Annotated in this window: 28 protein-coding genes and 1 pseudogene; 8 read left to right on the top strand and 21 right to left on the bottom strand. The window is 57.4% G+C overall.

Translation table 11 applies throughout. The annotated features are described in order from the left end of the window. Positions 1-52 precede the first annotated feature (52 nt). From AAAC48_RS12750 to AAAC48_RS12720, 7 genes are all read right to left on the bottom strand, one after another. Positions 53-1,285, bottom strand: a complete 1,233-nt coding sequence (locus tag AAAC48_RS12750; RefSeq protein WP_340654520.1) for a flagellar hook-length control protein FliK — start codon at positions 1,283-1,285, stop codon at positions 53-55. Further along, a complete protein-coding gene (locus AAAC48_RS12745) occupies positions 1,282-2,490 on the bottom strand; it encodes a chemotaxis protein MotC (RefSeq protein ID WP_340654519.1) in 1,209 nt (402 codons plus the stop codon). Before AAAC48_RS12745 ends, AAAC48_RS12750 begins: the two co-directional genes overlap by 4 nt. Beyond that, a complete protein-coding gene (locus AAAC48_RS12740; protein WP_340654518.1) occupies positions 2,487-3,734 on the bottom strand; it encodes a MotB family protein in 1,248 nt (415 codons plus the stop codon). Before AAAC48_RS12740 ends, AAAC48_RS12745 begins: the two co-directional genes overlap by 4 nt. Further along, the gene (locus tag AAAC48_RS12735) at positions 3,731-4,390 is read right to left on the bottom strand and encodes a hypothetical protein (RefSeq protein ID WP_340654517.1); all 660 of its coding nucleotides are present in this window, start codon (positions 4,388-4,390) and stop codon (positions 3,731-3,733) included. The genes AAAC48_RS12740 and AAAC48_RS12735 overlap by 4 nt, the downstream gene beginning before the upstream one ends. Further along, positions 4,390-6,036 (bottom strand): flagellar basal-body MS-ring/collar protein FliF, encoded by a 1,647-nt coding sequence (fliF, locus tag AAAC48_RS12730; protein ID WP_340654516.1) that lies wholly within the window; start codon positions 6,034-6,036, stop codon positions 4,390-4,392. Before fliF ends, AAAC48_RS12735 begins: the two co-directional genes overlap by 1 nt. A 128-nt stretch (positions 6,037-6,164) precedes the next feature. After that, on the bottom strand, positions 6,165-6,944 hold the full coding sequence (locus AAAC48_RS12725; protein WP_340654515.1) for a flagellin: 780 nt from the start codon (positions 6,942-6,944) through the stop codon (positions 6,165-6,167). A 560-nt stretch (positions 6,945-7,504) separates the two neighbouring features. Then, positions 7,505-7,936 (bottom strand): helix-turn-helix domain-containing protein, encoded by a 432-nt coding sequence (locus AAAC48_RS12720; RefSeq protein WP_340654514.1) that lies wholly within the window; start codon positions 7,934-7,936, stop codon positions 7,505-7,507. 89 nt (positions 7,937-8,025) lie between these two features. Between AAAC48_RS12720 and AAAC48_RS12715 the strand changes: the two genes are divergently transcribed. The 3 genes and pseudogenes from AAAC48_RS12715 to AAAC48_RS12705 form a co-directional block, all read left to right on the top strand. Beyond that, complete coding sequence (locus AAAC48_RS12715) at positions 8,026-8,841, top strand: oxidoreductase (protein ID WP_340654513.1); 816 nt, start codon at positions 8,026-8,028, stop codon at positions 8,839-8,841. Positions 8,842-8,899: 58 nt separating this feature from the next. Then, positions 8,900-9,901: an NADP-dependent oxidoreductase gene (locus AAAC48_RS12710; RefSeq protein WP_340654512.1), complete on the top strand. Its 1,002-nt coding sequence runs from the start codon at positions 8,900-8,902 to the stop codon at positions 9,899-9,901. A gap of 107 nt (positions 9,902-10,008) precedes the next feature. Continuing rightward, a pseudogene (locus AAAC48_RS12705) lies at positions 10,009-10,176 on the top strand (hypothetical protein); the annotation flags it as partial. On the opposite strand, the gene fliP reads toward AAAC48_RS12705, so the two are convergent. From fliP to AAAC48_RS12635, 14 genes are all read right to left on the bottom strand, one after another. Continuing rightward, positions 10,171-10,905 (bottom strand): flagellar type III secretion system pore protein FliP, encoded by a 735-nt coding sequence (gene fliP / locus AAAC48_RS12700; RefSeq protein ID WP_340654511.1) that lies wholly within the window; start codon positions 10,903-10,905, stop codon positions 10,171-10,173. The pseudogene AAAC48_RS12705 and the gene fliP overlap by 6 nt on opposite strands. Further along, on the bottom strand, positions 10,902-11,390 hold the full coding sequence (locus tag AAAC48_RS12695; protein WP_340654510.1) for a flagellar basal body-associated FliL family protein: 489 nt from the start codon (positions 11,388-11,390) through the stop codon (positions 10,902-10,904). The genes fliP and AAAC48_RS12695 overlap by 4 nt, the downstream gene beginning before the upstream one ends. A 10-nt stretch (positions 11,391-11,400) precedes the next feature. Continuing rightward, entirely contained in the window at positions 11,401-12,114 is a 714-nt protein-coding gene (gene flgH / locus AAAC48_RS12690) for a flagellar basal body L-ring protein FlgH (protein ID WP_340654509.1), read from the bottom strand. After that, positions 12,111-12,575 carry a MotE family protein gene (locus AAAC48_RS12685; RefSeq protein ID WP_340654567.1) on the bottom strand — a complete coding sequence of 155 codons (465 nt, stop codon included), beginning with the start codon at positions 12,573-12,575 and terminating at the stop codon, positions 12,111-12,113. Before AAAC48_RS12685 ends, flgH begins: the two co-directional genes overlap by 4 nt. Positions 12,576-12,640: 65 nt before the next feature. Further along, positions 12,641-13,870: a flagellar basal body P-ring protein FlgI gene (locus tag AAAC48_RS12680; protein ID WP_340654508.1), complete on the bottom strand. Its 1,230-nt coding sequence runs from the start codon at positions 13,868-13,870 to the stop codon at positions 12,641-12,643. Beyond that, the gene (gene flgA, locus AAAC48_RS12675) at positions 13,867-14,319 is read right to left on the bottom strand and encodes a flagellar basal body P-ring formation chaperone FlgA (RefSeq protein WP_340654566.1); all 453 of its coding nucleotides are present in this window, start codon (positions 14,317-14,319) and stop codon (positions 13,867-13,869) included. The genes AAAC48_RS12680 and flgA overlap by 4 nt, the downstream gene beginning before the upstream one ends. A gap of 38 nt (positions 14,320-14,357) precedes the next feature. After that, positions 14,358-15,149 carry a flagellar basal-body rod protein FlgG gene (gene flgG, locus AAAC48_RS12670; protein WP_340654507.1) on the bottom strand — a complete coding sequence of 264 codons (792 nt, stop codon included), beginning with the start codon at positions 15,147-15,149 and terminating at the stop codon, positions 14,358-14,360. A 9-nt stretch (positions 15,150-15,158) separates the two neighbouring features. Then, a complete protein-coding gene (locus AAAC48_RS12665; protein WP_340654506.1) occupies positions 15,159-15,491 on the bottom strand; it encodes a flagellar hook-basal body complex protein FliE in 333 nt (110 codons plus the stop codon). After that, positions 15,491-15,910, bottom strand: a complete 420-nt coding sequence (gene flgC, locus AAAC48_RS12660) for a flagellar basal body rod protein FlgC (RefSeq protein WP_340654505.1) — start codon at positions 15,908-15,910, stop codon at positions 15,491-15,493. Before flgC ends, AAAC48_RS12665 begins: the two co-directional genes overlap by 1 nt. A 5-nt stretch (positions 15,911-15,915) precedes the next feature. Beyond that, positions 15,916-16,296, bottom strand: coding sequence for a flagellar basal body rod protein FlgB (flgB, locus tag AAAC48_RS12655; protein WP_340654504.1), 381 nt, complete (start codon positions 16,294-16,296; stop codon positions 15,916-15,918). A gap of 111 nt (positions 16,297-16,407) precedes the next feature. Then, positions 16,408-16,956: a hypothetical protein gene (locus AAAC48_RS12650; RefSeq protein WP_340654503.1), complete on the bottom strand. Its 549-nt coding sequence runs from the start codon at positions 16,954-16,956 to the stop codon at positions 16,408-16,410. Between the two features lie 20 nt (positions 16,957-16,976). Then, the gene (fliI, locus tag AAAC48_RS12645) at positions 16,977-18,353 is read right to left on the bottom strand and encodes a flagellar protein export ATPase FliI (protein WP_340654502.1); all 1,377 of its coding nucleotides are present in this window, start codon (positions 18,351-18,353) and stop codon (positions 16,977-16,979) included. Between the two features lie 35 nt (positions 18,354-18,388). Next, on the bottom strand, positions 18,389-19,114 hold the full coding sequence (flgF, locus tag AAAC48_RS12640; RefSeq protein ID WP_340654565.1) for a flagellar basal-body rod protein FlgF: 726 nt from the start codon (positions 19,112-19,114) through the stop codon (positions 18,389-18,391). Further along, complete coding sequence (locus AAAC48_RS12635; protein ID WP_340654501.1) at positions 19,111-19,893, bottom strand: DUF1217 domain-containing protein; 783 nt, start codon at positions 19,891-19,893, stop codon at positions 19,111-19,113. Before AAAC48_RS12635 ends, flgF begins: the two co-directional genes overlap by 4 nt. Before the next feature lie 438 nt (positions 19,894-20,331). Between AAAC48_RS12635 and motA the strand changes: the two genes are divergently transcribed. From motA to AAAC48_RS12610, 5 genes are all read left to right on the top strand, one after another. After that, entirely contained in the window at positions 20,332-21,204 is an 873-nt protein-coding gene (motA, locus tag AAAC48_RS12630; protein WP_340654500.1) for a flagellar motor stator protein MotA, read from the top strand. An 8-nt stretch (positions 21,205-21,212) separates the two neighbouring features. Then, entirely contained in the window at positions 21,213-22,151 is a 939-nt protein-coding gene (locus tag AAAC48_RS12625) for a FliM/FliN family flagellar motor switch protein (RefSeq protein ID WP_340654499.1), read from the top strand. Continuing rightward, complete coding sequence (locus AAAC48_RS12620) at positions 22,132-22,620, top strand: hypothetical protein (RefSeq protein ID WP_340654498.1); 489 nt, start codon at positions 22,132-22,134, stop codon at positions 22,618-22,620. Before AAAC48_RS12625 ends, AAAC48_RS12620 begins: the two co-directional genes overlap by 20 nt. A gap of 29 nt (positions 22,621-22,649) precedes the next feature. Then, positions 22,650-23,003, top strand: a complete 354-nt coding sequence (gene fliN / locus AAAC48_RS12615) for a flagellar motor switch protein FliN (protein ID WP_340654497.1) — start codon at positions 22,650-22,652, stop codon at positions 23,001-23,003. 40 nt (positions 23,004-23,043) lie between these two features. Then, on the top strand, positions 23,044-23,852 hold an 809-nt coding region (locus AAAC48_RS12610; protein ID WP_340654496.1), incomplete at its 3' end, for a flagellar motor switch protein FliG.

The raw sequence follows: 23,852 nt of genomic DNA, 5'->3' as shown, positions 1-23,852 counted from the left end.
CTCGCGCTCGCAAAGATTCTCGGCAAATGCAGACGGGCACGCGACGAAAGCACTAAACAACCAGGCCGCGTGAAAGGTTGCTGTCAATCCCAGTCCTGGCCAATTTTTCCTCGCGCTCATCCGGTAAAATATCTCCAAAAGACTGCTGGTTCGTCGACCGATCGCCGGGCGTTCCCTGGAATGCCGAGTGACCTTGACCGTTGGCGCGCGAACCGGCTTGCTGCTCTTGTCCACTTGGATTTTGTTGCCCTGTCTGCGTGTTGGCAGAGGTACTGGAACGATCGACCACCGATATTGTGATGGAGGAAGCATCATCGCCTATACCCGCCCGCTGCAGTGCCTTTCCGAGGGTATCGTGATCCTTGGCGAGGTGGTCCGCCATTGCCCTGCTTTCCGCTGTCAGTTGAATATGCATGCCTTCCGAAGTCAGCCGCAACCGCGCGGTGACCGTTCCAAGCTCGATCGGTTGCAACTGAATGACCAGCGTCCTTGCTGCCCCCGTGGTCCGGTCAGACAGGATCTGGACATCTTGCACCTTTAGATGGGTCGTTAGCTGCGGCGTAGCTGGCGCTGGGGTTGCGGCCAACTTTACTTCAGCCTGAAGCGGAACCGGCGGGGTTGAAACCGATGCGTTGGCTATTGGCGCTGACTGTTCCACTGCAACTTTTGCAATACTCCTGGGGTCTGGCGCCTCCGCTTCTGCAGCTGCTGCGTCGTTGGCCGCGCCTTGTGTCGGCACTGGTGCAGGCAGGGACTGGGCTTTCTCCTGTTTGACTGAAAGATCAGGAGTCGCTTCCCGAGGCATCGGCTTCGTTGTCGCCTGAACCGGCTTTTCGGGCTTGGTATGAGGCAGCGGCGCGTCGTATTCCACGCCTTGGTCAATTGCCGCCAGCACGGTTTCGGAAGGTGCAGACATGGCCCCAGTCTGTTCTTGCGTCAGCTCTGCGTCTGCGACAGGCTCTTGGCTACCCTGGCGATGTTCCTGGCGTTGCAGCAGCTGTTCGAAGGCCAAAATTGTCTGACCGAACACATTTTGAACAGAAGCGGTCGCGGATGATCTGTCCTTGTCCGGCTCGGCTGCCTTATCCACGTCGGATGACGCTGCGCTATCGGCCGCATCATCCGTATCAAGTTTCAATTTCGGCAATGCGATCTTCACAATGGTCTTGAAATCCAGAACATCGTTGCTCTTCGGCATTTCTTGATCATTTCCGCGATCCTTGCCCTTGTCACGGACAAGCGCGTCGAACGGCGATCTCAAAGGCATGTCAGCTCCAATGGTCATTTTCTGGCCTTCCCGAGAAGCGCGTCGATGGCGTCAAGTTTCTTTCGTGTCTCATCAATCAGAGGATCAGCCGCTTCGGCCCGCAGCGGGGTGGCTTTGGCAGGCACACTGGCGGGCACAGGCGCGCTTATGACGTCCGGCTTTTGCACCGTTTCCAGCTCCGGGATTGGCTGTGCAAGGATCCTGCTTGCCATAGCCATCGCTGCATCCAGCAGTTTTACATCGCGATCATGCAGGCGTTCTTTCGGCAATTTTGACAGCATGAACTTGGCATCACCCGTCTTGTCCGAGCCGACATTGCTGATTGCCAGGTAAAGCTTCGCCTGTGTGTCGTCGGCTCTCATCGCAACAGCAAGTGCATCGGCTCGCACCGAGATAAAGCGGGCACGGGAGAGATTGCCGCCGACAATCGCGCCACGTGCAATGCGCAGGTAAAAGGGCAACCGTGCATTTGGCCATGCGAGGGAGGCGACCTCTTCAATCTCGTCATTGCTGATCTTGTCTTTCAGTTCCGTCACGGCATCGACAAGCTGTCGGAAGAAATCTTCCGAATAGGGCGAGAAGGCGAATCGCTGCAGATAGTTGCGCGCAAGCAGCCTGACCTTGTCCTTGTCGCCAAGGCGAGCAGCGATGATCAGCCCGCGCCGCAGTGCCGCTTCCTCGAGCAGAGTACCAGGTGCATTGAGCCGGATATAATCCAGCCGCTTGAGCGCCGTTCCAGCATCGAGGGCGGCAAGCTGCGTCGCGGTAACCAGATAGATGGAGGCAACAAGTTCGCTTGGAGCATCTGCTGGCAGTTCCTGGAAATTCTCGATCGTACGTAGCGTATCGCCCTCCGCATAGGCGAGAGATCCGGCCACGAGTTTGGGATCGATCCGGTCGAGTTTGGTCGATGTGAGGATTGCCCGCACGACCTCCGGATTGCCGCCATTGAGGAGGTAGACGAAAATTGAATAGGCATTGGCAGGTTTCTGCCAGACCTCCGGCCTGGCTGCCCGCAGCTGTTCGGCAATATGGCCGAGGACGCGATTGAGCATCGGCAGCGCTTCCGGCTTGCCGGAGGCCACCTGATCCTGGAGCATGCGCATGGACCGCACCAATAGGTAAGGCTCAGGCGCAGGCAGGTTGACCTGTGCGGCGGCCGTGGCCAATGGCAGGCTCACAAAGCCGAAAAGCAACCATCGCAGTGCGCGCCGTACCCTCATCTGGCAGCCGTCTTCAAAAAGATGTCGATGCGTCGGTTTTGCGCAGCATAGGGATCTGCTGCGATCTTCGGATCGCGGTCTGCATAGCCCTCGACGCGCAGAATGCGTTTCGGATCAAGCCCGCCACGCGTCATCATGTAATAGGCCATTTGCGCTCGCGCCGACGAAAGGCGCCAATTGTCATAAGTTTCGCTCTTGAACGGCCGTGCGTCGGTATGCCCGCTGATGATGACGTCTCCCTTGCGGGAGGCAATGATCTTGGCGATTTGATCAAGCACCTGAACGACGCGTTTGTCCGGTTTGGCCGAGCCGATGGCGAACATGCCGTAGTCCACCTTGTCGGTAAGCTGGATCATGACACCTTCTTGCGTGGGTACGACTGTAATATCGGGTGCTTTGTTTTCGCTGGCAGCACCTGTCTTTTTGGATATTTCGGCCGCAAGATCGCGTGCAGAAGCGACCTGAGCGGCATCCGGTTTATCGTCCTTCGCCAGCGCCTTTTCGGCAGGATCGGACGGTTTCGTGTCTTCAACCGCTGGGGATTTTGTCTCGGGCTTCAGGTCTCCGGCCGCCATACGCTTCTCCAGCGCCGCCTCCTGCTTTTGTATATCGGCCTTCTCGGCATTTGCCCGTTGCTTGGAATTTTGATCCTGCGACGGTGGCGGTACGGCTGGGCTGTTCGTTAGGGGAAATATCTCTTCTTCCACATGAGTAGACCAGTAATTGGGATTGAACGGATCGCGATAGGCATCGCCGCCCTCGGCGCCCGTTGAGGGACCAGCCTGGCTGGAACCGCCCTCCCCTTTGGCAGAGCGGTTCTGCAGGACGCCGGAATCCGTGGCGATCTCGGCAAGAACCGCATATGGATCCTTGAAGATCTGCCGTTCTTCTTTCTCCGGTACCGGCTCTACCTGTTTTTCATTACGTGCGCTCTTGGTCTCTGGATCGGTCGATTCCGGACGTTCGAAGCGAACCTTGCCCTCCACGTTCTCGGTTTCCTCGATGCCCTTGGGACGCGCCTGCCGGTCCATCAGCTTGACCGGATTGAAATAGCTTGCAACAGCCGCCTTCGTTTCCTCGTTGGCAGCGTTGATCAGCCACATGACGAGAAAGAATGCCATCATCGCCGTCATGAAATCGGCATAGGCGATTTTCCACACGCCGCCATGATGTCCCTCTTCGCCATCACCGCGGCCACGGCGGACGATTATAATCTCGCGATGTGTTTCAGGGTCAATGTTCATCGATTCTGATCCTTCAGCGTGTCGATCAGGCGGCCAAGTCGCGTCTCGATGACCACATCGTCTAGTTTTATCGACAATTCCGATTGACTGGCCTCGGTGAAGGTGAAGCGTATCGGATCGATCTCAGGCCGCTTGTGTAGCGCATCGAGAAGGTGCCGAGGCCCGGCAACATCGACGAGTACTCCCTCAAGTCCTTTGGTCAGCCGCTCCACTTCGCTGACAAATCCATTGATCGTACGATCGCGCAGGCTCTCTTCGACCAAGGGGGCGACCACCGCCGCGAGTGAACCGGAAAGGTCGCCAGCTATAGCCGCAAGGCCATCCATGATCTGTGCTGCCATGCGGGCACCAGTTTGTTGCACAAACAGTGCATCGGCTGCCGCCAATTGTTCCTGGAATTCACGCTCAAGCCGCATCTTTTCGGCTTCGAACAGCACCGCGGCCTCTGCCTGACCCGACTCGCGACCGGCGGCAAAGGCATCCTTGATCTTGAGTTCGTAGTCGATGATATCGACAATGTCTTCCAGCGGCTCTTTCGTATCTTCCACCGGATCGGCGTGTTCTTTACTCGCACCTGTAAAAACCGTAACGCGATCGGCCGACACATGTTTCGGCGTAAAATCCGTCAGCACACTGGCAACTGATCTCGTAGCCATCAAGCCGCCTCGTGCACCCATTGCTTAAGGATCGCCGCCACACGCTCTTCATCCATATCGATCATCTGCTCGAGACGATTCTGAGCTGGAACACGCATGCGCCGCCTCAACTCGCTGAGATCATCATAGGGCAGGCTATGTTCGGTGCGCGCCGGGGCCACGGCCGGAAGATTCGCTGCGCTGGCGAGGTTGGGCACTGTCACATCCGAGCTGGAAGCGAGCTGCGGCACCTCCTGCGGCTTGCCCATTTCACGCATCAACGGGCGCACGCCAAACCAGATGATGAGCGCAACGGCGGCAATGAGTGCAGCCGCATTTGCGAAGCTGCCGGCCTGACGGAAGATCATTTCCGATATTGGCGTGGCCGTCGGCTGCATCTGTTCATCAGACGCTTCCATGAAATTGACCGCGGTCACGTTGATGACGTCACCGCGCTTCTGATCGAGGCCGGCAGCTGTTGCCACAAGTTCGGTGATCTTGGCGATCTGCTGCTCGACAAATTTGTCCGGAACGGGCGTAACGCCCGCTGTCGCCATCAGCCGTGCCTGATCGATGACAACTGCGATCGAAAGCCGCTTGACCTGGTAGCCGTCGCTGGTCGTGGCGACAGTTTTCGAATTGAGTTCGTAGTTTGTCAGTTCTTCGCGTTTGTCAGTCTTTTCCGACGAACTGTCGCCATTCTTGCTTGCGATAGCTTCCTGCGGAATATTCTGCTCGACGCCTGTTGCATTGTCGCTGGTGGAATTCTTCGAATCGCCGCTTTCGCGCACCACTCGCACCGAGCGTTCCACACGCGATTCAGGATCGAAAACCGTCTCATTCGTCTGGCGCCGATCGGTATCAAGTGCGACCTGAACGCTGGTCTGGAAATGGCCGACGCCAAGATAGGGTGCGAGGGCCTTGCGGATATTTTCATCCACCGATGCCGAGACATTCTGTTCGAGCGTCGCCGACATCACCGCGCCGGCATTGGTGCCATCGTCCTTTGATGCGAGGAGACGGCCGTTGGTATCGAGAATGGTGACCTCGGCCGCGGTTAGTTGCGGCACTGCTGCCGCCACGAGCTGGCGGATCGACTGGGCCGACTCGATGGCAAAATCGCCTTCGGTGCGAATGACAACCGAAGCGGACGGTGCCTGGTCGCCGCGGCGGAAACTGCCCTTTTCGGGCAGAACGATGTGAACGCGCGCTGCCTTGATGCCGCGAATCGCCTGGATCGTCCGGGATATCTCGCCCTCTAGCGCGCGAACGCGGGTAATTTCCTGCATGAATGACGTGAGACCGAGCGACCCCATATTGTCGAAGAGTTCGTAACCGGCATTGTTGCTGGTGGGCAGGCCTTTTTCCGCCAGATACATACGTGCCTGGTCGGCTTTCCCAAAGGCAACAAGAATGGACGTACCGTCCGATTTGACGTCGAAGGGAATGCCTGCTTCGCCAAGCGCCATGCCCATGCGGTTCACATCGTCGCGACTGAGGCCGACATAAAGCGTCTCATATTGCGGACGGTTGAGATAGAGGCTCGAAGCGAGAATGGCCCCGAACAGCGCAATCCCGATAATCCCGAGGGCAATGAGCCGCCGCGCGCCAAGCTTCTTCATGCTCGCGAAAAGCTGCTCGAATGTCTGCCTGATATTCTTTTCCATCAACACCCACCACGATCCCGTGACGAAACAATAGAGGGCGAAGCTTGCGCGAAGTTAGAGTCCGCGCTGCGGAATGAAAAAGGGCCACGCAAAAAGCGTGGCCCAGACTTAATCCGAAGAACTCGCCCTTACTGGAAGAGTTTCAGAATGCTCTGGTTGCTCGAATTGGCAATCGACAGAGCCTGCACGCCAAGCTGCTGCTGAACCTGGAGAGCCGACAGACGAGCCGATTCCTTGTTCATGTCAGCGTCCACCAGCTGGCCAACGCCGCGATCGATCGCGTCCATCAGGTTGTCTGTGAACGTCTGCTGGGTCGTGATACGGGTCTTGGCCGAGCCGAGAGCCGCAGCAGCAGCCTTCATTGCATCAATAGCTGTTCCGACGGCCGCAGAGGTTGTGGCGCCGGTCAAAGCGGCTTCCAGATCATAGGCAGAAACGGCCATGGTGGTCACACCGGTACCGGATGTATAGCCGGTCACAATGTTCTGTGCCGTGCCGCCGGTTGCCAGCAGGTTGACGCCTTGGAAGGTGGCACCCTTGGCAATATCAACAACTGCGGCTTTGGATTGCGCGATGTCCGCATCGATGATTGTGGCGTCGGTGCCTGGTGTTTCCCTGGCAACATATTTCGCCTGGATGTCCTGGGCCTTTGTGATCGCTTCGTTCAAAGCGGTGTAGGCCGTGTCAACGATGGAGGCGCCGAGACCAAGACCGTCCTTGACGGCCGAAAGAGCCGAATTCTGGGTGCGCATACCGGTGGCGATTGACCAGTAGGCAGCATTGTCGGCAGCCGTGGAAACGCGCTGACCGGTAGCAATACGGTCTTGCGTGGTAGCGAGGTTCTTGTTGGTTGTGTTAAGTGTCTGCAGCGCCGTCATTGCTGACGCGTTGGTAAGAATGCTGGTCATAGGATGAAGCCCCTAATGAGATACTTGATGGGGACATATCGGATTTTCACCGATCTGACGGAGCGGCATGATGCCTATTGTCTCAACGACAACCCGTCATGGTTGATGAGTACGACTAAAGTATTACCGTTTTAATAACAAGGGGCTTTGCTTTTTAAGTGATGCAAAGTTTGAACTTCGTGCATTGCCTGTGCGCCTCTTCTTGTTGATGGAAGTGAGCGTTTGCAGCGCGGTCATCATCGACATATGCCAGAACATTGGACGTCAAAAATCCCTATGAACAATATGGCGGGGACATACCCGTTCGGCCGGCCTAACGGACCGGCCTAGTGCCTGTCGCCTCGAAATATCGCACGCCGTTATACGCTAATGTTATTGGAGCTGGTCGCACCGGCATTTCGACTTAAGTTCTAGGCTCCGGACCTATTAATCTGGCATCAACATTTGACAGCAACTGCCATGAGGCATCGCTCGAAAACGGACCACCATCGGCAACTTTGCGCCGGAAGCGGGCTTCCAATAGGAGTTGTCAGGCGCTGCTTCATCTGCCGTGGGGCGGCTTATTCGGGTGCGGCAACGCGAATGGGACGTGTTCCGACCGGAGCGCCTGTCTCGCGGTCGATGGTGACGGGATCGATCTCCGTTCCGGTCTCGGCGTCGAAGAACCGGGTCACCTTGCCCCCGCCGCGATGCTTGCGTCCCCACGCGCCGATCGCAAATAGGACCGGCAGAAAGTCGCGGCCGGCTTCCGTCAGCACATATTCGTCCCGTGGCGGACGGTCGGAATAGCGGCGTTTCTCCAGCAGCCCCTCGTCAGTCAGGGCTGAAAGTCGCCCCGTCAGCATCGTCGGCGCGATACCAAGACTCTTGCGGAATTCATCAAAGCGGGTGAGACCCGCATGGGCATCTCGCATGATCAGCATACTCCATGCATCCCCAACAAGGGCAAGGCTCCGGGCGATCAGGCATGGCTGGTTTGAAAGATTCTTCATGTTGATATCTTTTTGATAGTGACTTACTACTAATTTCATAGTAACTGATTATTCATCGATGTTCCATGACAAAATGAAAGCAGACGGCAATGAGCAAGACAGAACGCGGCATCGCCCTGGTCACGGGCGCTTCCTCAGGCATTGGGCTGGTAACGGCACGAGCGCTGCGGCGCGATGGCTACCGTGTATTCGGTACCAGCCGAAAGCCGATGTCCGATACCCCGGACGGGATCACGATGCTGATCTGCGATGTAACCGATGACGCATCGGTGCAGACGGTCGTCGACGAGGTTCTAAGCCGCGCAGGGCGGATTGATCTTCTTGTCAACAACGCCGGGATCGGGCTGCTCGGCGGCGCTGAAGAGTCCTCTGCGGCACAGGCGAAGGCTGTGTTCGACGTGAACGTGTTCGGCGTCCTGCGGATGACAAATGCAGTCCTGCCCGTGATGAGACGCCAGCGCAGGGGCCGAATTGTCAACCTGAGTTCCATACTCGGGCTAATTCCCGCTCCTTATAACGCCCTCTATGCATCGACCAAACACGCTATCGAGGGCTATTCGGAATCTCTCGATCACGAAGTTCGAACGCAGGGCATCCGCGTTGTGCTCGTCGAGCCCGGTGTGACCCGCACGTCCTTCGAAGATAACATCACCCGACCAGACCAGCCGCTTCCCGTCTATGATACTATTCGCGCCGACGCGCAGAGGCTGATGCGCGAACTCATCGAGAAGGGTGACGCACCTGAGGTAGCCGCCGCAACAGTCGTAAGGGCCGCCAATTCGGCATCGCCCAAAAGACGCTACACTGCAGGCAAAGCAGCGGGGCAGGTTCGTTTTATGCGCCGCTTCCTGCCGGAGTCCTTCGTAGACAAAAACCTGCGGAAATTCAGCAGACTTCCCGATTGAGCTTGCCTCGCCGCATGGCTGGCGCTGCCGGCTCACCACAGAAACGAAAGTTAGTCTGATGAAATCATTCCTGATCGATCGATATACGAAAGGCGGCGCTCTGCGGCTCGGCGAAAGTCCCGAGCCGCAGCTGCGGGAGAATGACGTGATGGTGGAGATTCACGCCGCCAGTGTGAATGTTCTGGATACCAAGATCAGAGATGGAGAGTTCAAGCTCATCCTACCATACCGCCTCCCGCAGGTCCTCGGCAACGATGTAGCGGGCGTCGTGGTCCGGGTCGGGGCCAATGTCCGGCAGTTTAAGCCCGGTGACGAGGTCTATGCACGTCCGGCCCAGGATCGCATCGGGACATTTGCAGAGTATATCGCCATGGACGAGGCCGATGTAGCGATGAAGCCGAACAATCTGACCATGGAAGAGGCCGCATCCATTCCGCTTGTCGCCCTGACAGCATGGCAGGTGCTTGTCGAGCGGGCCAACTTGCAAAAGGGGCAGAAAGTCCTGATCCATGCCGGCTCGGGCGGCGTGGGCACGATCGCGATCCAGCTTGCCAAGCATCTCGGGGCATATGTGGCGACGACCACAAGCACAGTAAATATCGATCTCGTCAAAAGTCTCGGCGCAGATGTCGTGATCGACTACAAGAAGGACAACTTCGAGGAGGTCCTGCAGGGTTATGACGTCGTACTAAACAGCCTCGGCACAGACACGCTGAAGAAATCCCTTGGTGCGCTGAAGCCGGGCGGGAAGCTGATCTCGATTTCCGGTCCGCCGGACCCGGATTTCGCAAAAGAGAATGGTTCTGGCTGGCTGCTTCAACAGGTCATGGGCCTGCTAAGTTTCGGCATCAGGAGAAAATCGAAACGCCAAGGCATCAGCTATTCCTTCCTCTTCATGACGGCCAACGGTGGGCAGCTTGGTCAGATTACCGCCCTGATCGAGGCAGGCGCCATACGACCCGTAGTGGATCGGGTCTTCCCGTTCGAGAAGACCAATGAGGCGCTGAACTATGTCGAAACGGGTCGTGCGAAGGGGAAGGTTGTCGTCGCTGTGAAGTGACGTCAGGGGCCAATAGGGGCCAGCGGCATTTGTCACTTGCAGCCATATCGACGGATTGATTCAATTGCAGTGCAAGGAGGCATTGCAATGAGTGATTACCTGCGCTGTACAGAAAGCGCCACAAAATCGAAAACATGTTCGGAAAACTCAAGGACTGGCGTCGCATTCACACCCGATATGACCGCTGCGCGCGCACCTTCATCGCAAGCATTTGCATAGCGGCAGCCGTAATCTTTGGCTCTGATGAGTGGCTCGTGAGCCTTGAACGGTCATGAATATGAGCGGATCAGGCTTCCCACCAGAATATTCCAGCCGTCGATCAGCACAAAAAACAGTATCTTGAATGGCAATGACAGGACAGTCGGCGGCAGCATCATCATACCCATCGACATGGTCAAGGTCGCGACGATGAGGTCGATCACCAGAAACGGCAGAACGATGAGAAAGCCGATCTCGAAACCGCGGCGCAACTCGGATATCATGAATGCCGGCACAAGGATGCGCAAGTCCACCACTTCGTTCGTCTTGGTGCGAAACGACTCGTCAGCCAGATCCTCGAAGAGCCTCAGATCCTTGTCACGCACCTGCCGCAACATGAATTCGCGGAACGGCGTCGTGATCTCGTTCATCGCGACATCTTGTGTGATTTGGTTATTGACCAGCGGCTGAACACCCTTCTGCCACGCCTGGTCGAACACCGGCGCCATCACGTAGAACGTCATGAAGAGGGCAAGGCTGATCATCACCAGATTGGCCGGTGTCGTCTGCAAGCCAAGACCAGCGCGTAGCAGCGAAAAGGCAATAGCGAACCGTGTGAAGCTCGTCACCATGATCAACAGGCCGGGCGCGATCGACAGGACCGTCAGCACCGCCAGCATCTGGATGATCTGGCCGCTTGTCGATGCGCTGCCAGGAGGTATCAGCCCTTCGAGAATCGAAGTTTGCGCCATCGCTGTGCCACTCAAGGTCAGCAGCAGCACGGGTGTCAGAAGCCGTCGTTTCATTCCATCACCAGCGCCCAGATGTACACTTTCTCGATCTTGCCTTCGGAGCGCATGCGCGCCCTCTCCTGCAGATCCATTCTCAGATATTCGAGCCCGGCGGGACCGCGCAGCTGCATCAGATTGACTGTACGCAGGAATGCCATGAAGTCTCCGGCGACCGTTGCCGCCAGTTCATCCGATATTTTCTCGCCGGGGCGGGCGACAACGCCGGCTTCAAGCCGCAACCACACATCTTGCGGGATCTTCACATTGGTAAGGATCGGCTTGAGTGGTACGACGGTGCCGGTTGGAATCTCGGCCTGCGTCTTTTTCCCCTCTGCCGTCTTCGCCGTATCAGCATCGTGTGTAGCCAGCCCGAGTTGTCCACCAAGAAACCAACCGCCTCCGGCTGCAATGAGCGTTAGAACAGCGACCACCGCGATCAAAGCGATGGTCGTAGGACCTTTCGGTGGTATCGAGATCGTGTCTTCTGCGACGGCGCTCATTATTTCGACCTTAGAACGGTGCGACGGTGTCGAGGACCTGCTGTCCCCAAGGCGGCTGCTGCACCTCGCTCTGCCGCCCGCGCCCGCCATAGGAAATGCGCGCTTCCGCGATCTTCTCATAAGAAATTGTGTTGTACCCGGAGATATCCCGCGGCCGTACGACACCGGCAACATTGAGAATGCGCAATTCGTTATTGACGCGGATTTCCTGCGATCCCTGCACGACCAGGTTTCCGTTTGGCAGGATGTTGGTGACGATCGCCGCAACCCGCAGATCGACCTTCTCGGACCGCTCGATTTTACCCTCTCCCTTGGAATTGGTGTCGGAGTTGAGGTCAAGATTGCCATCGATAGTCCCACCCGGGAAACCGCTGCCGCTGATATCGGCCTTACCACCATAGACCTGCGATGAAACGCGTGACCGGTTCGACTTGTTGTCGAATTTCGCTTCTTCGTCGATCCTGATGACAACGGTCAGCACATCGCCAGGATTGCTCGCGCGCGGATCACGGAAAAAGCTGGCTTGGCGATCTTGCCAAAGCGAATATTTCTGCGGCCGGGGCTGCGTCGGGTAATAAGCCGGATCGGCAACGTTGAAAGACTGCCCGACGCCAGCACCAACCGGCGACATTGCTGGAGCGCGGTTCAGGTCGCGGAAATTGTCCGCACAACCCGAAAGAACAACGACACTGGCGAACACGATTGATGGTGCCGCTTTTTTCATTGGGCGGTTCTTTCTTTTTCTGGAACGACACGTGACCCGACAATAACCCGGGCCAGCCTCGACGATTTCTCTGCAGGCATCTCGTTCAAAATGACACTGGACACGCGCGGGTTGAGCTTGAGCAACAATGCGGCTGCGGCCTCATCGCCGAGAAGCGCCATTTGCGCTGCGGCTGCGTCAGGACGCATTTTTGAAATGATTCCAACGAGCGAGTCCTCGGCCTTGTCGATGAATTCATCGCGCCGCTTTAGCCAGACTTCATATTCCTTGCGCTTGGCATCCAACTGTTCGATGCGGCTGTCGACATCCGCACGCAATTGCTGGAGCTCGCGCGTCTGCATGGCATAGCGCGCTTCCGCAGCCTTGTCGGTAATATTGGTGCAGTAGCGGTCGATTTCCTCGCCGGTTTCATCTTTGGGTGCGGCCTCCTGTGAAAGCCCGTAGGCGACGGGCAAAAGCATGGTGCAGCTGAAGGCAAAAATCGCAAAGCCCGTGCTGATGAATTTCCTCATGTTCAACACCGCACTCATTGAACGACCAGCTCCGCGTGGAGCGCGCCCGCGGTCTTGATGCCTTGAAGGATGGCGATTATGCCTTGCGGCTTCACGCCAATCTGGTTGAGACCCTTCACCAGGCTCTCCAGATCGGTCCCGCCCAGTACACCGATATTTGATGTCTGCGCCGCCTGGATATTCGTGTTGGGCTCGACAGCTGTCACACCATCGGAGAACGGTTCGGGCTGCACGATGGTTGGCGTTTCGGTCACACGCACTGAAAGACTGCCGTGACTGATCGCAACGCGCGAGATTCGCACCTTCTCGCCAATGACGACCGTGCCAGTCCGTTCGTCGACAACCACCCTCGCCACCTCGTCCGTGGAGACCGGGAGACCTTCGATCTCCGCAAGAAAGCGTGTCGCGGACATGTTTTTCGGCTTGCGCAACCGGATCGATTTGGAGTCGCGTTCCTTGGCGACCGGCTGATTGTAGCGCCGTTTGGCAAAGGCATTGATTGTGTCGGTTATACGCACCGCGGTGGTAAAATCGGGCTCACGCAGCTCGACAACCAGTTCATCCTGGCCGAAATTGCCGGTTACTTCTCGTTCGACCAGCGCACCATTGGGAATGCGGCCGCTCGTCGGGACGCCTTGCGTGAGTGTCGAGGCCTGGCCTGATGCGGTAAAACCGGAGACGACCATATTGCCCTGAGCCACGGCATAGGTCTGACCGTCTGCGGCTGCGAGCGGTGTCATCACCAGCGTTCCGCCAGCGAGCGATGTCGCGTCGCCCAGCGATGAAACGGTGATATCGATACGGGACCCGCGTCCTGCAAAGGGCGGCAGATTGGCTGTCACGATGACCGCTGCAATATTTCTGACACGGGACGTGCCCGGCGGAAGGCCGATACCGAGATTGTCCAGCATGGCCCGCATCGACTGTTCCGTGAACGGCGCATTGCGCAAACTGTCGCCTGTACCGTTCAGGCCTATGACGAGACCGTAACCGACCAGCTGGTTTTCGCGCACGCCCTGGATATTTGCGATGTCTTTCAGGCGCGCGATCGCCCCGCCTTCGCCCAAAGGTGACGCTGCGCCACCCCAGCGGCCATCGTCAGCCTCTCTTTCGGCCTTGCGCCAGGCGGCCTGTGCATCGGCCGGCGAGCGATAGTCCTTGGCATTGGGCGACGATTCACCCGCATGGACCAAAGTCGTTCCCGCAAGGATCAGGGCTACGAGACACGCAAGTCGCCGCATCATTGCATCCCGACCTGGACTGTACCATCGGCAAGGACCGTTCCCGAAACAATGATACCGCTGTCAATGTTGCGCACCTTGATGAGGTCGCCCGCATGGCCGGCTTCCATCGGTACTCCCTTGGCGGTGATGACCAGCGAACCGGTGTTGTAGACGAGCGCGACGGTGACGCCGCGCTGGATCAGGTCTGGCTCGTTGACCGCATTCACCAGTATGGGCCGGCCGGGCAACAAGGTCCTGCGTGCTACCTTGCCGATAAGCTGCTGGGTCGACATGACATAACTTGCGGCCGCACTCGCCTTGATGGTGAACATCTTTTCCTGAAGACCGACGTCACTGATGGTCTGGCCCGGATAGATGATCTGTGACGGCACGATAAAGGCAATGCGATCCGCATGAGCAGCAAATGCAAGGGGCGTCAGGCACAGGGCAAGTGCCACCGTGCGAGCCATCCGTTTAAACACATGCCGCGCAGCCTTCATGATAATCCTCAGCCACCCAGATTCTTTGAAACAACCGATGCCATTTCATCGGCGGCCTGAATGACCTTGGAGTTCATTTCGTAGGCGCGCTGGGCCGTAATGAGATCGGTGATCTCCTTGACGGGATCCACATTGGAACTTTCGAGGTAGCCCTGCTTCAGCGTACCGAAACCGGGATCACCCGGTACACCGGTCACGGGGTCGCCGGAAGCATCGGTCTGACGGAAAAGATTGTCACCAAGCGGCTCGAGACCTGCCTCATTGGCAAAATTGGCGATCTGCAGCTGACCGAGATTTACGGGTTGGGTCTGGGTCGCCAGCTGGGCAAAGACCTGCCCCGTTTCGCTGATCGTAACCTTGACCGCATCGGTCGGAACAACAATGTTGGGCTCGACCAGATTGCCGTCCAGCGTCACAAGCTGGCCAGTCGCGTTCGTGTTGAAAGCACCGGCGCGGCTATACAATGTATCGCCTGCCGCATTCTGGATCTGGAACCAGCCACGGCCGACCATTGCAACGTCGAACGGATTGCCCGTCTGATTGAGCGCGCCCTGGATATGAAGATTGCGCACCGCCGAGGTCTGCACGCCAAGCCCGACCATCGCACCTTCCGGAATGACGCTCTGGTTTGCCGCGTCGGGTACACCGGCGCTGCGTTCGGCCTGATAGAGCAGATCCGAGAACTCGGCCTTGGCGCGCTTGTACCCGGTCGTGTTGATGTTGGCGATGTTGTTGGCAATCACTTCAAGATTGAGCTGCTGGGCGTTCATACCCGTTGCAGCGATGGTAAGCGCTTTCATGACTTGTCCTTAAATGGGCATGCGGCTGATTTCGAGATAGGCCTGGACGATCTTGTCGCGAATTGCGATCGCCGTTTGCAGCGACTGCTCCGCATCCATGACCGCATTGACCACGTCACGGGTTGGCACGTCGCCCGTCATGCTTTTCATCGAAACCGCCTCGGCGTTTTCGAGCTTGCCGCTGACCGATCCTGCCAGTTGCGACAGGACATTGTCGAAGGAGGGTTGGCCTGCCGCTGCGGCCGGCATCGCCGTACCGGGTGTGGTTGTCCCTTGGTTTACTGTCTCGGACAACTTCGAAAGGGCATTGCGGGTGGAAACACTCAGAAGTTGATCGATCATCAGGAATTCCTCAAAAGGTCGACGGTCATGGCAATCAGTTCGCGGGCTTGCTTGACCACCTGGAGATTGGCTTCATAGGAACGGTTTGCTTCACGCATGTCCGCCATTTCGACGACCATGTTGACGTTGGGATATTTCACATAGCCCCTGGAATCGGCTGCCGGGTGGCTTGGATCATATTCTTCGGTGAAGTTGGACGTGTCCTTGCCCACTTCAGCGATCCGTACGGTCTCAACGCCGGTGTTGCGATCAAGCTCGGTGGCAAAGGAAACGGTCTTGCGCCGATATGGATCGCTGCCGGCGGTCTTGCCGGTTGATTGCGCATTGGCGAGATTCTCCGAAACGATGCGCAGGCGCGTTGATTGTGCGGAGAGGCCGGATGCAGCGACCTTGAGGGCGGCTTGTAGCGGATCGGACATCGTCGTCAGCTCTTCACGGCCGAGAGCATCATGCGGTGAAACGCCTTAACGATACTGGTGTTAAGCGCAAACTGCCGATTGATCTCTCCGGATTTGACCATTTCCCCTTCAAGACTGACCGTGTTCTTCGAATGATTCTGTTCGGTCACCGCGTCCTTGCGCAGGGCAGTCGCTGCAATACCGGATGCATCGATTTCAAGATGCTTGGGATTGGTCGCCGCCATGGTCAGCTGCGTCTGTTCCAGCACGTCCTTGAACGGCTCGACATCACGCGCCTTGAACCCAGGCGTATTGGCATTGGCGACATTCCCCGAGACAGCTGCCTGTCTCACCGAAAGCCATTCGGCCTGACGCGACGCCAGATCGAACAGATGGATTCCCTGCATGACTTCCCTCGCACGTCTGAACCGATTAATCTGGCATTAACCTATCTGGTCAAACTTGCGTGAGACTTGCGGCGCCATCAGCTGCGGAACTTATGTTGTCAGCATGAGTCACTAGTTTGTACGACTGATCACATCGCCATCGGATGTCTTGATCGACCAGCTATCAGGATCACTGCCATGTTCGATCGCAACGAGCGTACTGCCATCTGGTAGCACCGACCCTTTTTCGACAAACCAGTAGCCGCTGCCGTCTTCGATCATAACCAGCCCGCCAATCACTTCACGTACCAGGAAAACCGGCTTGCTCGGAAATGGCTGTTTGCTCGCTTCGTCAATGCGCGCAAGCCTGTCGCCCGTTTGCTCCGATGTCGTTGCGGTGGTCATCGGATCAAGCTCCTCTCCCGCCTTCGGCTGCTGCGAGATAACCTGCTTGCCATGGGTCTCACGTACGACTTTCTGGTTCGAGCGATTGAGTGGATCGCGAACCGCCTTGGCCGCTGCCTGCGGTTTCGGACGCGCGTCAAGGATGTCGTAGTACATCACGAACGGCAGCACCGCACATATCGTCGCCAGGATGAATCCCGCTCCCTTCAGATAACCGTCAAAGCGCTTGTCACGTGGCGGCTTCACTGGAACGGCTGCTGTTTCAGCCTTTGGCATTGACCTCGCCTGTTGCTTTGTCATGTTGGTTCCTTTGGCCTGAGTGCCGCGGCAAGATCGCCATAGGGGTCATGGGAAAGCGGCATAACCGGCGTCTGCTGCATGGCGTCATAAATAAGCGGGACAAGATTGACTGCCTGATCGATCAGTGGGTCACTCCCGGCCTGATAGGCACCGATCATCCGCAAGTCCCGGGTTTCTTCAAAACGCGAAATCAAACCGCGCAGGCTTGTCGCGAGCTTCGCCTGCTCGGGCGTCCAGTTGTGCTGGGCAAGGCGCGAAATTGAACCAAGAATATCCACGGCCGGATACCGGCCTTGCGAAGCGATACCGCGATCAAGCACAATGTGCCCGTCCAACGTACCGCGGATCGCGTCGGAAACCGGATCGTTGTGATCGTCGCCGTCGACAAGGACGGCGTAAATCCCGGTGATCGTACCGCCGCCCTCAAGTCCCGGTCCAGCCCGTTCGAGGAGCCGCGGCAACTGGCTGAAAACGCTTGGCGGATATCCGCGCGAGACCGGAGGCTCGCCCGCTGCAATGGCGATCTCGCGTGCAGCATGGGCAAAGCGGGTGATCGAATCGACGATCAGCAGAACATTGTCGCCGCGATCGCGGAAATATTCGGCAATGGCCGTCGCAGTATTGGGCGCCAGGCGCCGCATCATCGGGCTCTCGTCGCCGGTGGCGATCACCGCAATGGTCTTTTCCAACTTCCCCGCCATCGTATCTTCAAGCATGTCGCGCACTTCACGCCCGCGCTCGCCCGTCAGTGCCAGCACGACAGTGTCGAAATCGGTAGCCTTGGTCATCATGGCGAGAAGCGTCGACTTACCGACTCCTGATCCGGCAAAAATGCCCATACGCTGGCCAAAACACATCGGTACGAAGACATCGACTACATTGACGCCACTGCGCAGGCCATTCTCCACCCGGCTCCGGTTCATCGCAGACGGCGCGGGGCAATCGACCGGCATCGGCTCGGTCCCCGCCAGGAGAAGTCCCTTGTCGTCGATCGGGGAGCCACGCGCATTAATGACCCGGCCTTTCCAGGCCGGCGTTGGCGCGATGCGAAACGGCCCTTCGGGAAAGACAGGCGTTCCGAGCGGCGGCGTGAGCCGATCATCGAAGGGTTTGACCAATACGCGTTTTTGTTCCAGCCGAACCACTTCTGCGGGGTGTAGCGTGTCGTTGGAGCGGATCATTACCGTGTCGCCGAGTTGCGCCCTGTCCGATATGCCGCGAACGCCGATGGCGGATCGCGACACTTCATTGACATAACCACCCACGGCCACAGCAGGGTGGTGTTGGGCCGCCTGCGATACGAGCCGGGCAAGGGCCTCAAGACTGCCTCTGCGGTCACTCATCGTCTGCAGGGCGTTTTCAACGGCCTGCATGATCTACCTGACGCTCATGCTGATCAAATGCTCTGTCACGTTGTCGATCCGAGCGTCTTGACGGCATCCTTGAACGTATTCTCGTTGCCGCGTAACAAGGCATCGACCCGCTCAAAGGCACGCGTCACGCTCATCAACCGTGTCATCTCGCTAATTGCGTCGACATTGGAGCCTTCGACAGCGCCCTGGATGACGCCGGCATTGGGATTATCCAGCGCAGGCTGGGCGGCAACGCTTGGAATGACTGCAGAATTGTCGAAATAGGTCAGCTTGGCATTTGGATCGATCGTGAAGAGTCCGATCGCTCCGAGTTGCCGTCCATTTTGATAGACGGCTCCGTCCGATGAAATCTTCGGCGGTCCGCCGTTTGGATCGATTGTCAGCGGCTGCCCGCCCGCATCGAGTATGGGATAGCCTTTGACCGACAGGAGCTCGCCCGACGTTGACATCTGCATGCGCCCGTCGCGCGTATAGACCTGACCCGCAGGCGACTGCAGCGAAAACCAAACATCGCCCTTTGCCGCCACGTCCAGTGGATTGCCGGTCTGGGTGATGGGCCCCGCTTCGGTCTTGATAAAGCTCTCGCCTGCAGAGACGAAGCTTGAATTCTCTGCGGCTTTCGACACCATGGCATCAAACTTCATGCCCGTCGCGCGAAAGCCGGGGGTCGACATATTCGCCACATTATGCGCCAGCGCGTCGAGCCGGCGTTCGAGCGAGATCTGCGAGGAGAGCCCCACATAAATTGAATTTTCCATCAGCGTCCACCCAGTTTGAAGGATTGCAGCGTTGTCAGAATGCTGTCCGCGATGCCGATCGTCGGCGTCCCTCCGATCAACATCGAAGGGATACTGGTGGACGTCGACGGATTGCTCATTTCGTGCATGGCGGTGAAGCGCGCTATGAACTTGTCGAGTTTTGCCGGGTCTTGCAGATCCTTCAGATTGAGCTTGTCCTCGACCATCTTGGCCTGCCGATCGATATCCATGTTGGATGTCGCGGTCGGGATGGAGAACGTGGTTTGGAAAACTTGCAAAAGTGCCTTGTCGCCGAGAATTTCATAGGCACTCGTGATCGTCGGTGCCTTGCGGGCGAAGTAGAGTGCAAGGCGAACGCCTTCGTTCTGCTGGCCCGTCTCGACCTCAAGCGTCTGGCGTACATATTTGTCGACGATTGGCTGTAGCGCTGCCGGCTGGCTGGTTGCCTTGTCAGCGTATTTGACGAAGTTAAACGCGGTCGCCAGTTCCTTGTAGCGTGTATCCGTCAGCTTGTTGGCAAAGCTCTCCTTGTTATCAATACCTTCTGTCAGGACCTTGCGGACAAAGGCCTTGGCATAAGCCATGTCGCTGAGACCGAACGCCTTCAAGGCATAATTGTAGAGCCTCGTATCCTTCATGAAATCGTCGACTGACTTCACATTCTTGATGTTCTTCAGGTAATAGTCGGTGTCGCGCTGAACCAATGGCTCCTTGGAGACGCGGGCAAGTGAGCGCGGCAAATCCGCAGCGATCAAGCGATAGCTCGTCATTGTATTGATCATGATGCGCCTTTCCCGAAGCGTTTGGCTCCCTATGTGGCAAATCAAGCTTGCCTGAAGCTGTCGGCACAATGGCTGCCATGATCCCAACTCGGGAGCTTGAAGATGTTTTGGTCGCAGGACAATCAAGCAGACATCCCCTTGACTGCATGGTACGAAATAGCTGCAAAGGCGGTATGGAAAACGCCCGCTGACATCAAGGCCGAGTTTGGGACTAAATACTAAACAAGAATCGCGCTCTCACCATGGAGATGGTCTTTAAACTGAACGAGGCGCCTGGAGGATCCCAGCTGAAATCCTTATTCAGCCGTATCATCTCTCCAAAAAGTCTTGAACTCTCCCGATCAGTGATCTTGCCACCTGGCTTGTCCTACTTCTGCAAGGTTCACGCAAGCCGGACCTGATAGCTCTCCCTTGCTGGCAAATGTGCAGGAGAGAGTCTTGGGTATTCTTGTTGGACTGGTCGTGACGATGGGATGTCTCCTTGGCGGGTTTATCGCCATGGGCGGTCATGTCGCCGTTCTCATGCAGCCATGGGAATTCGTCATCATCGGCGGCTCGGCTTTTGGCACATTTCTGGTTGCCAATCCCTTTTCGGCGGTCAAGGACACCGGCCGGGCCTGCATGGAAGCCTTCACCAACAAAATCCCCAAGCAGCGCGACTACCTCGATGTGCTCGGCGTTCTTTATGCATTGATGCGGGAATTGCGGGCTAAATCGCGCAACGAGGTCGAGGTCCACATCGACAATCCGACGGAATCGCCGATATTCCAGACATTCCCGAGCGTGTTGAAGAACCACGATCTTACACATTTCATCTGCGACTATTGCCGGCTGATCATCATCGGCAACGCGCGTTCGCACGAGATCGAAGCGCTGATGGATGAAGAAATCCACACCATCGCGCGCGACAAGCTGAAGCCTTACAATGCCATGGTCAGCGTTTCCGAAGGCTTGCCGGCGCTCGGCATCGTCGCGGCAGTCCTCGGGGTAATCAAAGCTATGGGCGCACTCAATGAATCGCCAGAGATACTCGGGCACCTAATAGGAGCGGCCCTCGTCGGCACCTTTGCCGGTATTTTCCTTTCCTACGGCGTCGTCGGACCGATCGCAACCAAGATCAAGACCACGCGCGAAAAGCAAAACCGCCTTTACATGGTCGTCAAGCAGACCTTGCTGGCCTACATGAATGGCGCCCTCCCCCAGATCGCTCTCGAATATGGCCGCAAGAGCATTTCCGCCTATGACCGTCCGTCGATCGACGTGGTCGAGCAGGAAACGTTGACGCCTGCTCCGATGCAACAGGCGGCATAGGATAAGTCATGGACGCCGACACGGAACAGAAACGACCGGATGTGCTGGCAGAGAGTATCTTGCGCGTGGCCGGCATGTCGGTCGACGATCTTAAATCTCTGGAAACGGTGTTCCGCGAGCTTGCTGCATCTTTCGGCGCACGGGTAGCAGCGCAAACCGATGTGCCCGTCAGTGCTGAATTCGTCAGCATCGGGTCACTGGAGAAGGACGATATCTCCGCAACACTGTCGCGGACCGGCCTTGTCGGCATGGTGCCCGTTTCAAAGTGGGGATCGCGCCTGCTATTGGCCGCTGACCGCAACTTCGTCAACTGCGGCATTGAAGCGCTTTTTGGGGCGGGCGGTAGTCTGGAGATGGGAGCTGCGGTTCGGCCGCTGACTGCCGTTGATCTTGGCATTGCCCGACAGGCTTTCGCCGATGTCACGGCATCACTCGACCACATGTTTTCCGGCGGTGTAGAATCCCTTTTTCAAATCGGCGATCTGGTAGAGGCCGCACATCTCGCCCCCGGCGCCGTCACCGAAACACGCATGATCTGCTGCGCGATTGCGCTCAAGGCCGCCGGCCGGTCCGGTCAGATCCTGATCCTGTTGCCACGCTCCAGCTTCAAGCCAATGCAGGATGCGATTGCTCGCATGCTGCGCCAGCCTGCACATCATTCCGATCCAACCTGGGCGAAGAAATTGCGTCTGGAAGTCAGTCGTGCCCGCATCGATGTCGAAGCTTATCTGCAACAGGGGTCAATGACCCTCGAACAGATTGCCCTGTTGAAACCAGGACAGGTCTTACATTTGCCAAAGGATGCAATCGACCAGGTGCGGCTGCGCAGTGGCAATCAGGCGCTTTACAAATGCCGCCTTGGCAAGGCCGGCAGCGCATTCACCGTGCGGATCACGGATCCCGTCAATGAAGAAGAGGATCTCCTCGATGAGCTTGCCGCTGGTTAATCTGCTTTCGATCGCTCTGACCGCAATGTCACTCATCATTTTTTTTACGGCTCTGCGCAAGGCCAACCGGCTGACAGCGATGAGCCGCGTCATGGCCCATCAGGTTGCAAGTTCCGCTGCCAACCTCCAGCAGGCACTCGCAATTCTGCAGGCCGAGCGGGAAACCTGCCGCGACGAAAGCGTCCGGCTTGAAGCCCGGTTGCGGGATTCGGATCGCGTCCGCTCCGAGATCACCCGCGCCATCGATCTCGTCGAGCGTGCCAAAAGTGACCTGAAGGATGGCGTTCGCCCTGCTTCGGCTACCGCCCAGCCATCGCCCGCTACTCCAAGGCCAGCTATGCCAGCCTTTGTCTCCGCATCGCCCGCGATGCGTGACCTAGTGGCCCCGCCTGAGGTACCGGCAAGAACCCTCCCCGTTTTCGTCAACCGCATCGTTCGTAGCGCCGATGTGGCAAGCGTCGTCCTATAAACCCAGTTTCGTTCAGGATCCTCAAGACAATGGCCACAACCGACAAGAATTCAATCGAAGACGAGCTTAACGAGGCGATCGAAGAGCTAAAGCGAGACGACCCGCAGCCGAATCGCAAGCCGGCTGGCTCCAAGTCGAATATTGATCTCATTATGGGCATTCCCGTTGATGTCCAGGTCGTTCTTGGATCAACGTCCATGCCTGTCGCTAACCTCATGAAGCTCGGGCGCGGTGCCGTGGTCACCCTCGACAAACAGATTGGCGATCCCGTAGACATCGTCGTCAATGGTCGTGTCATTGCCCGGGGCGAAGTGATCGTCCTTGAAGACGATAGCTCCCGTTTCGGCGTCAGCCTGACAGAAGTTATCGGCAGCGGCGCCTGACCTGACCACTTATCAATCTTAACCCCAAAAGCCGGACCGCATGAGCGATCAAGAAACACCTCAAAGTGCGAGTGCAATTCAGGATCTATCCGGTCCAGAAAAAGTGGCTGCATTGCTCGTCGCGATTGGGCGGCCATCTGCATCGCGGCTCCTCAAGCATTTCACCGCTGACGACCTGCGTTCGCTCGCTGGTCATGCCCGCAAACTCGAGCCGATCACACCAGGCGATTTCGAAGAACTTGTGAAGGAGTTCGAGAATGCGTTTGCCGATGGCGCGCCGGTCTCCGAGGCTGGCATGCGCTTTGAGGGTCTGCTGCGCGAGACACTGTCGGCAGAAGATGCGAGTGCGGTCATCGAGAACCGCCGTCCCGAACTGCTGACGCAGGAATCGGTGTGGGACCAGCTTCCACGCATTCCGGCCGACGTGCTCCACTCCTATCTGGTCGCACAGCACCCACAGGTTACGGCCTATGTGATTTCCCGCCTGCCCTCCGACGTCGCAGCCAAGCTACTGATCCGTTTTGCTGCAGCGGAGCGCAGCGCCATCATTCAGCGCACCTTGCATATCCGTAAGGTAAGACCAGCCATTACCGGAATGCTGGAAACAATTCTGCAACGCGAAGTGACTGGCAAGGACAATACCAGTTCCGAAAAGAGCCACCACGGCACGATTGCCAACATTATCAATCAGCTGGAAAAATCCGAGATCGACGAACTGCTCGCGGACCTCACCGATCTCGGAGCTGACGACCTTGCCAAGATCAAGGCCAAGCTTTTCACCTTCGAAGATATAGCCCGTATCTCGCAGCGTGCACGGCTCGTGCTCTTCGACGAAATCCAGACCGACGT

It is taken from the genome of Phyllobacterium sp., assembly GCF_037994405.1.
Classification (GTDB): Bacteria; Pseudomonadota; Alphaproteobacteria; order Rhizobiales; family Rhizobiaceae; genus Phyllobacterium.
Note: the sequence above shows the minus strand (reverse complement) of the source record. Positions and strands in the feature narration are given on the sequence as shown.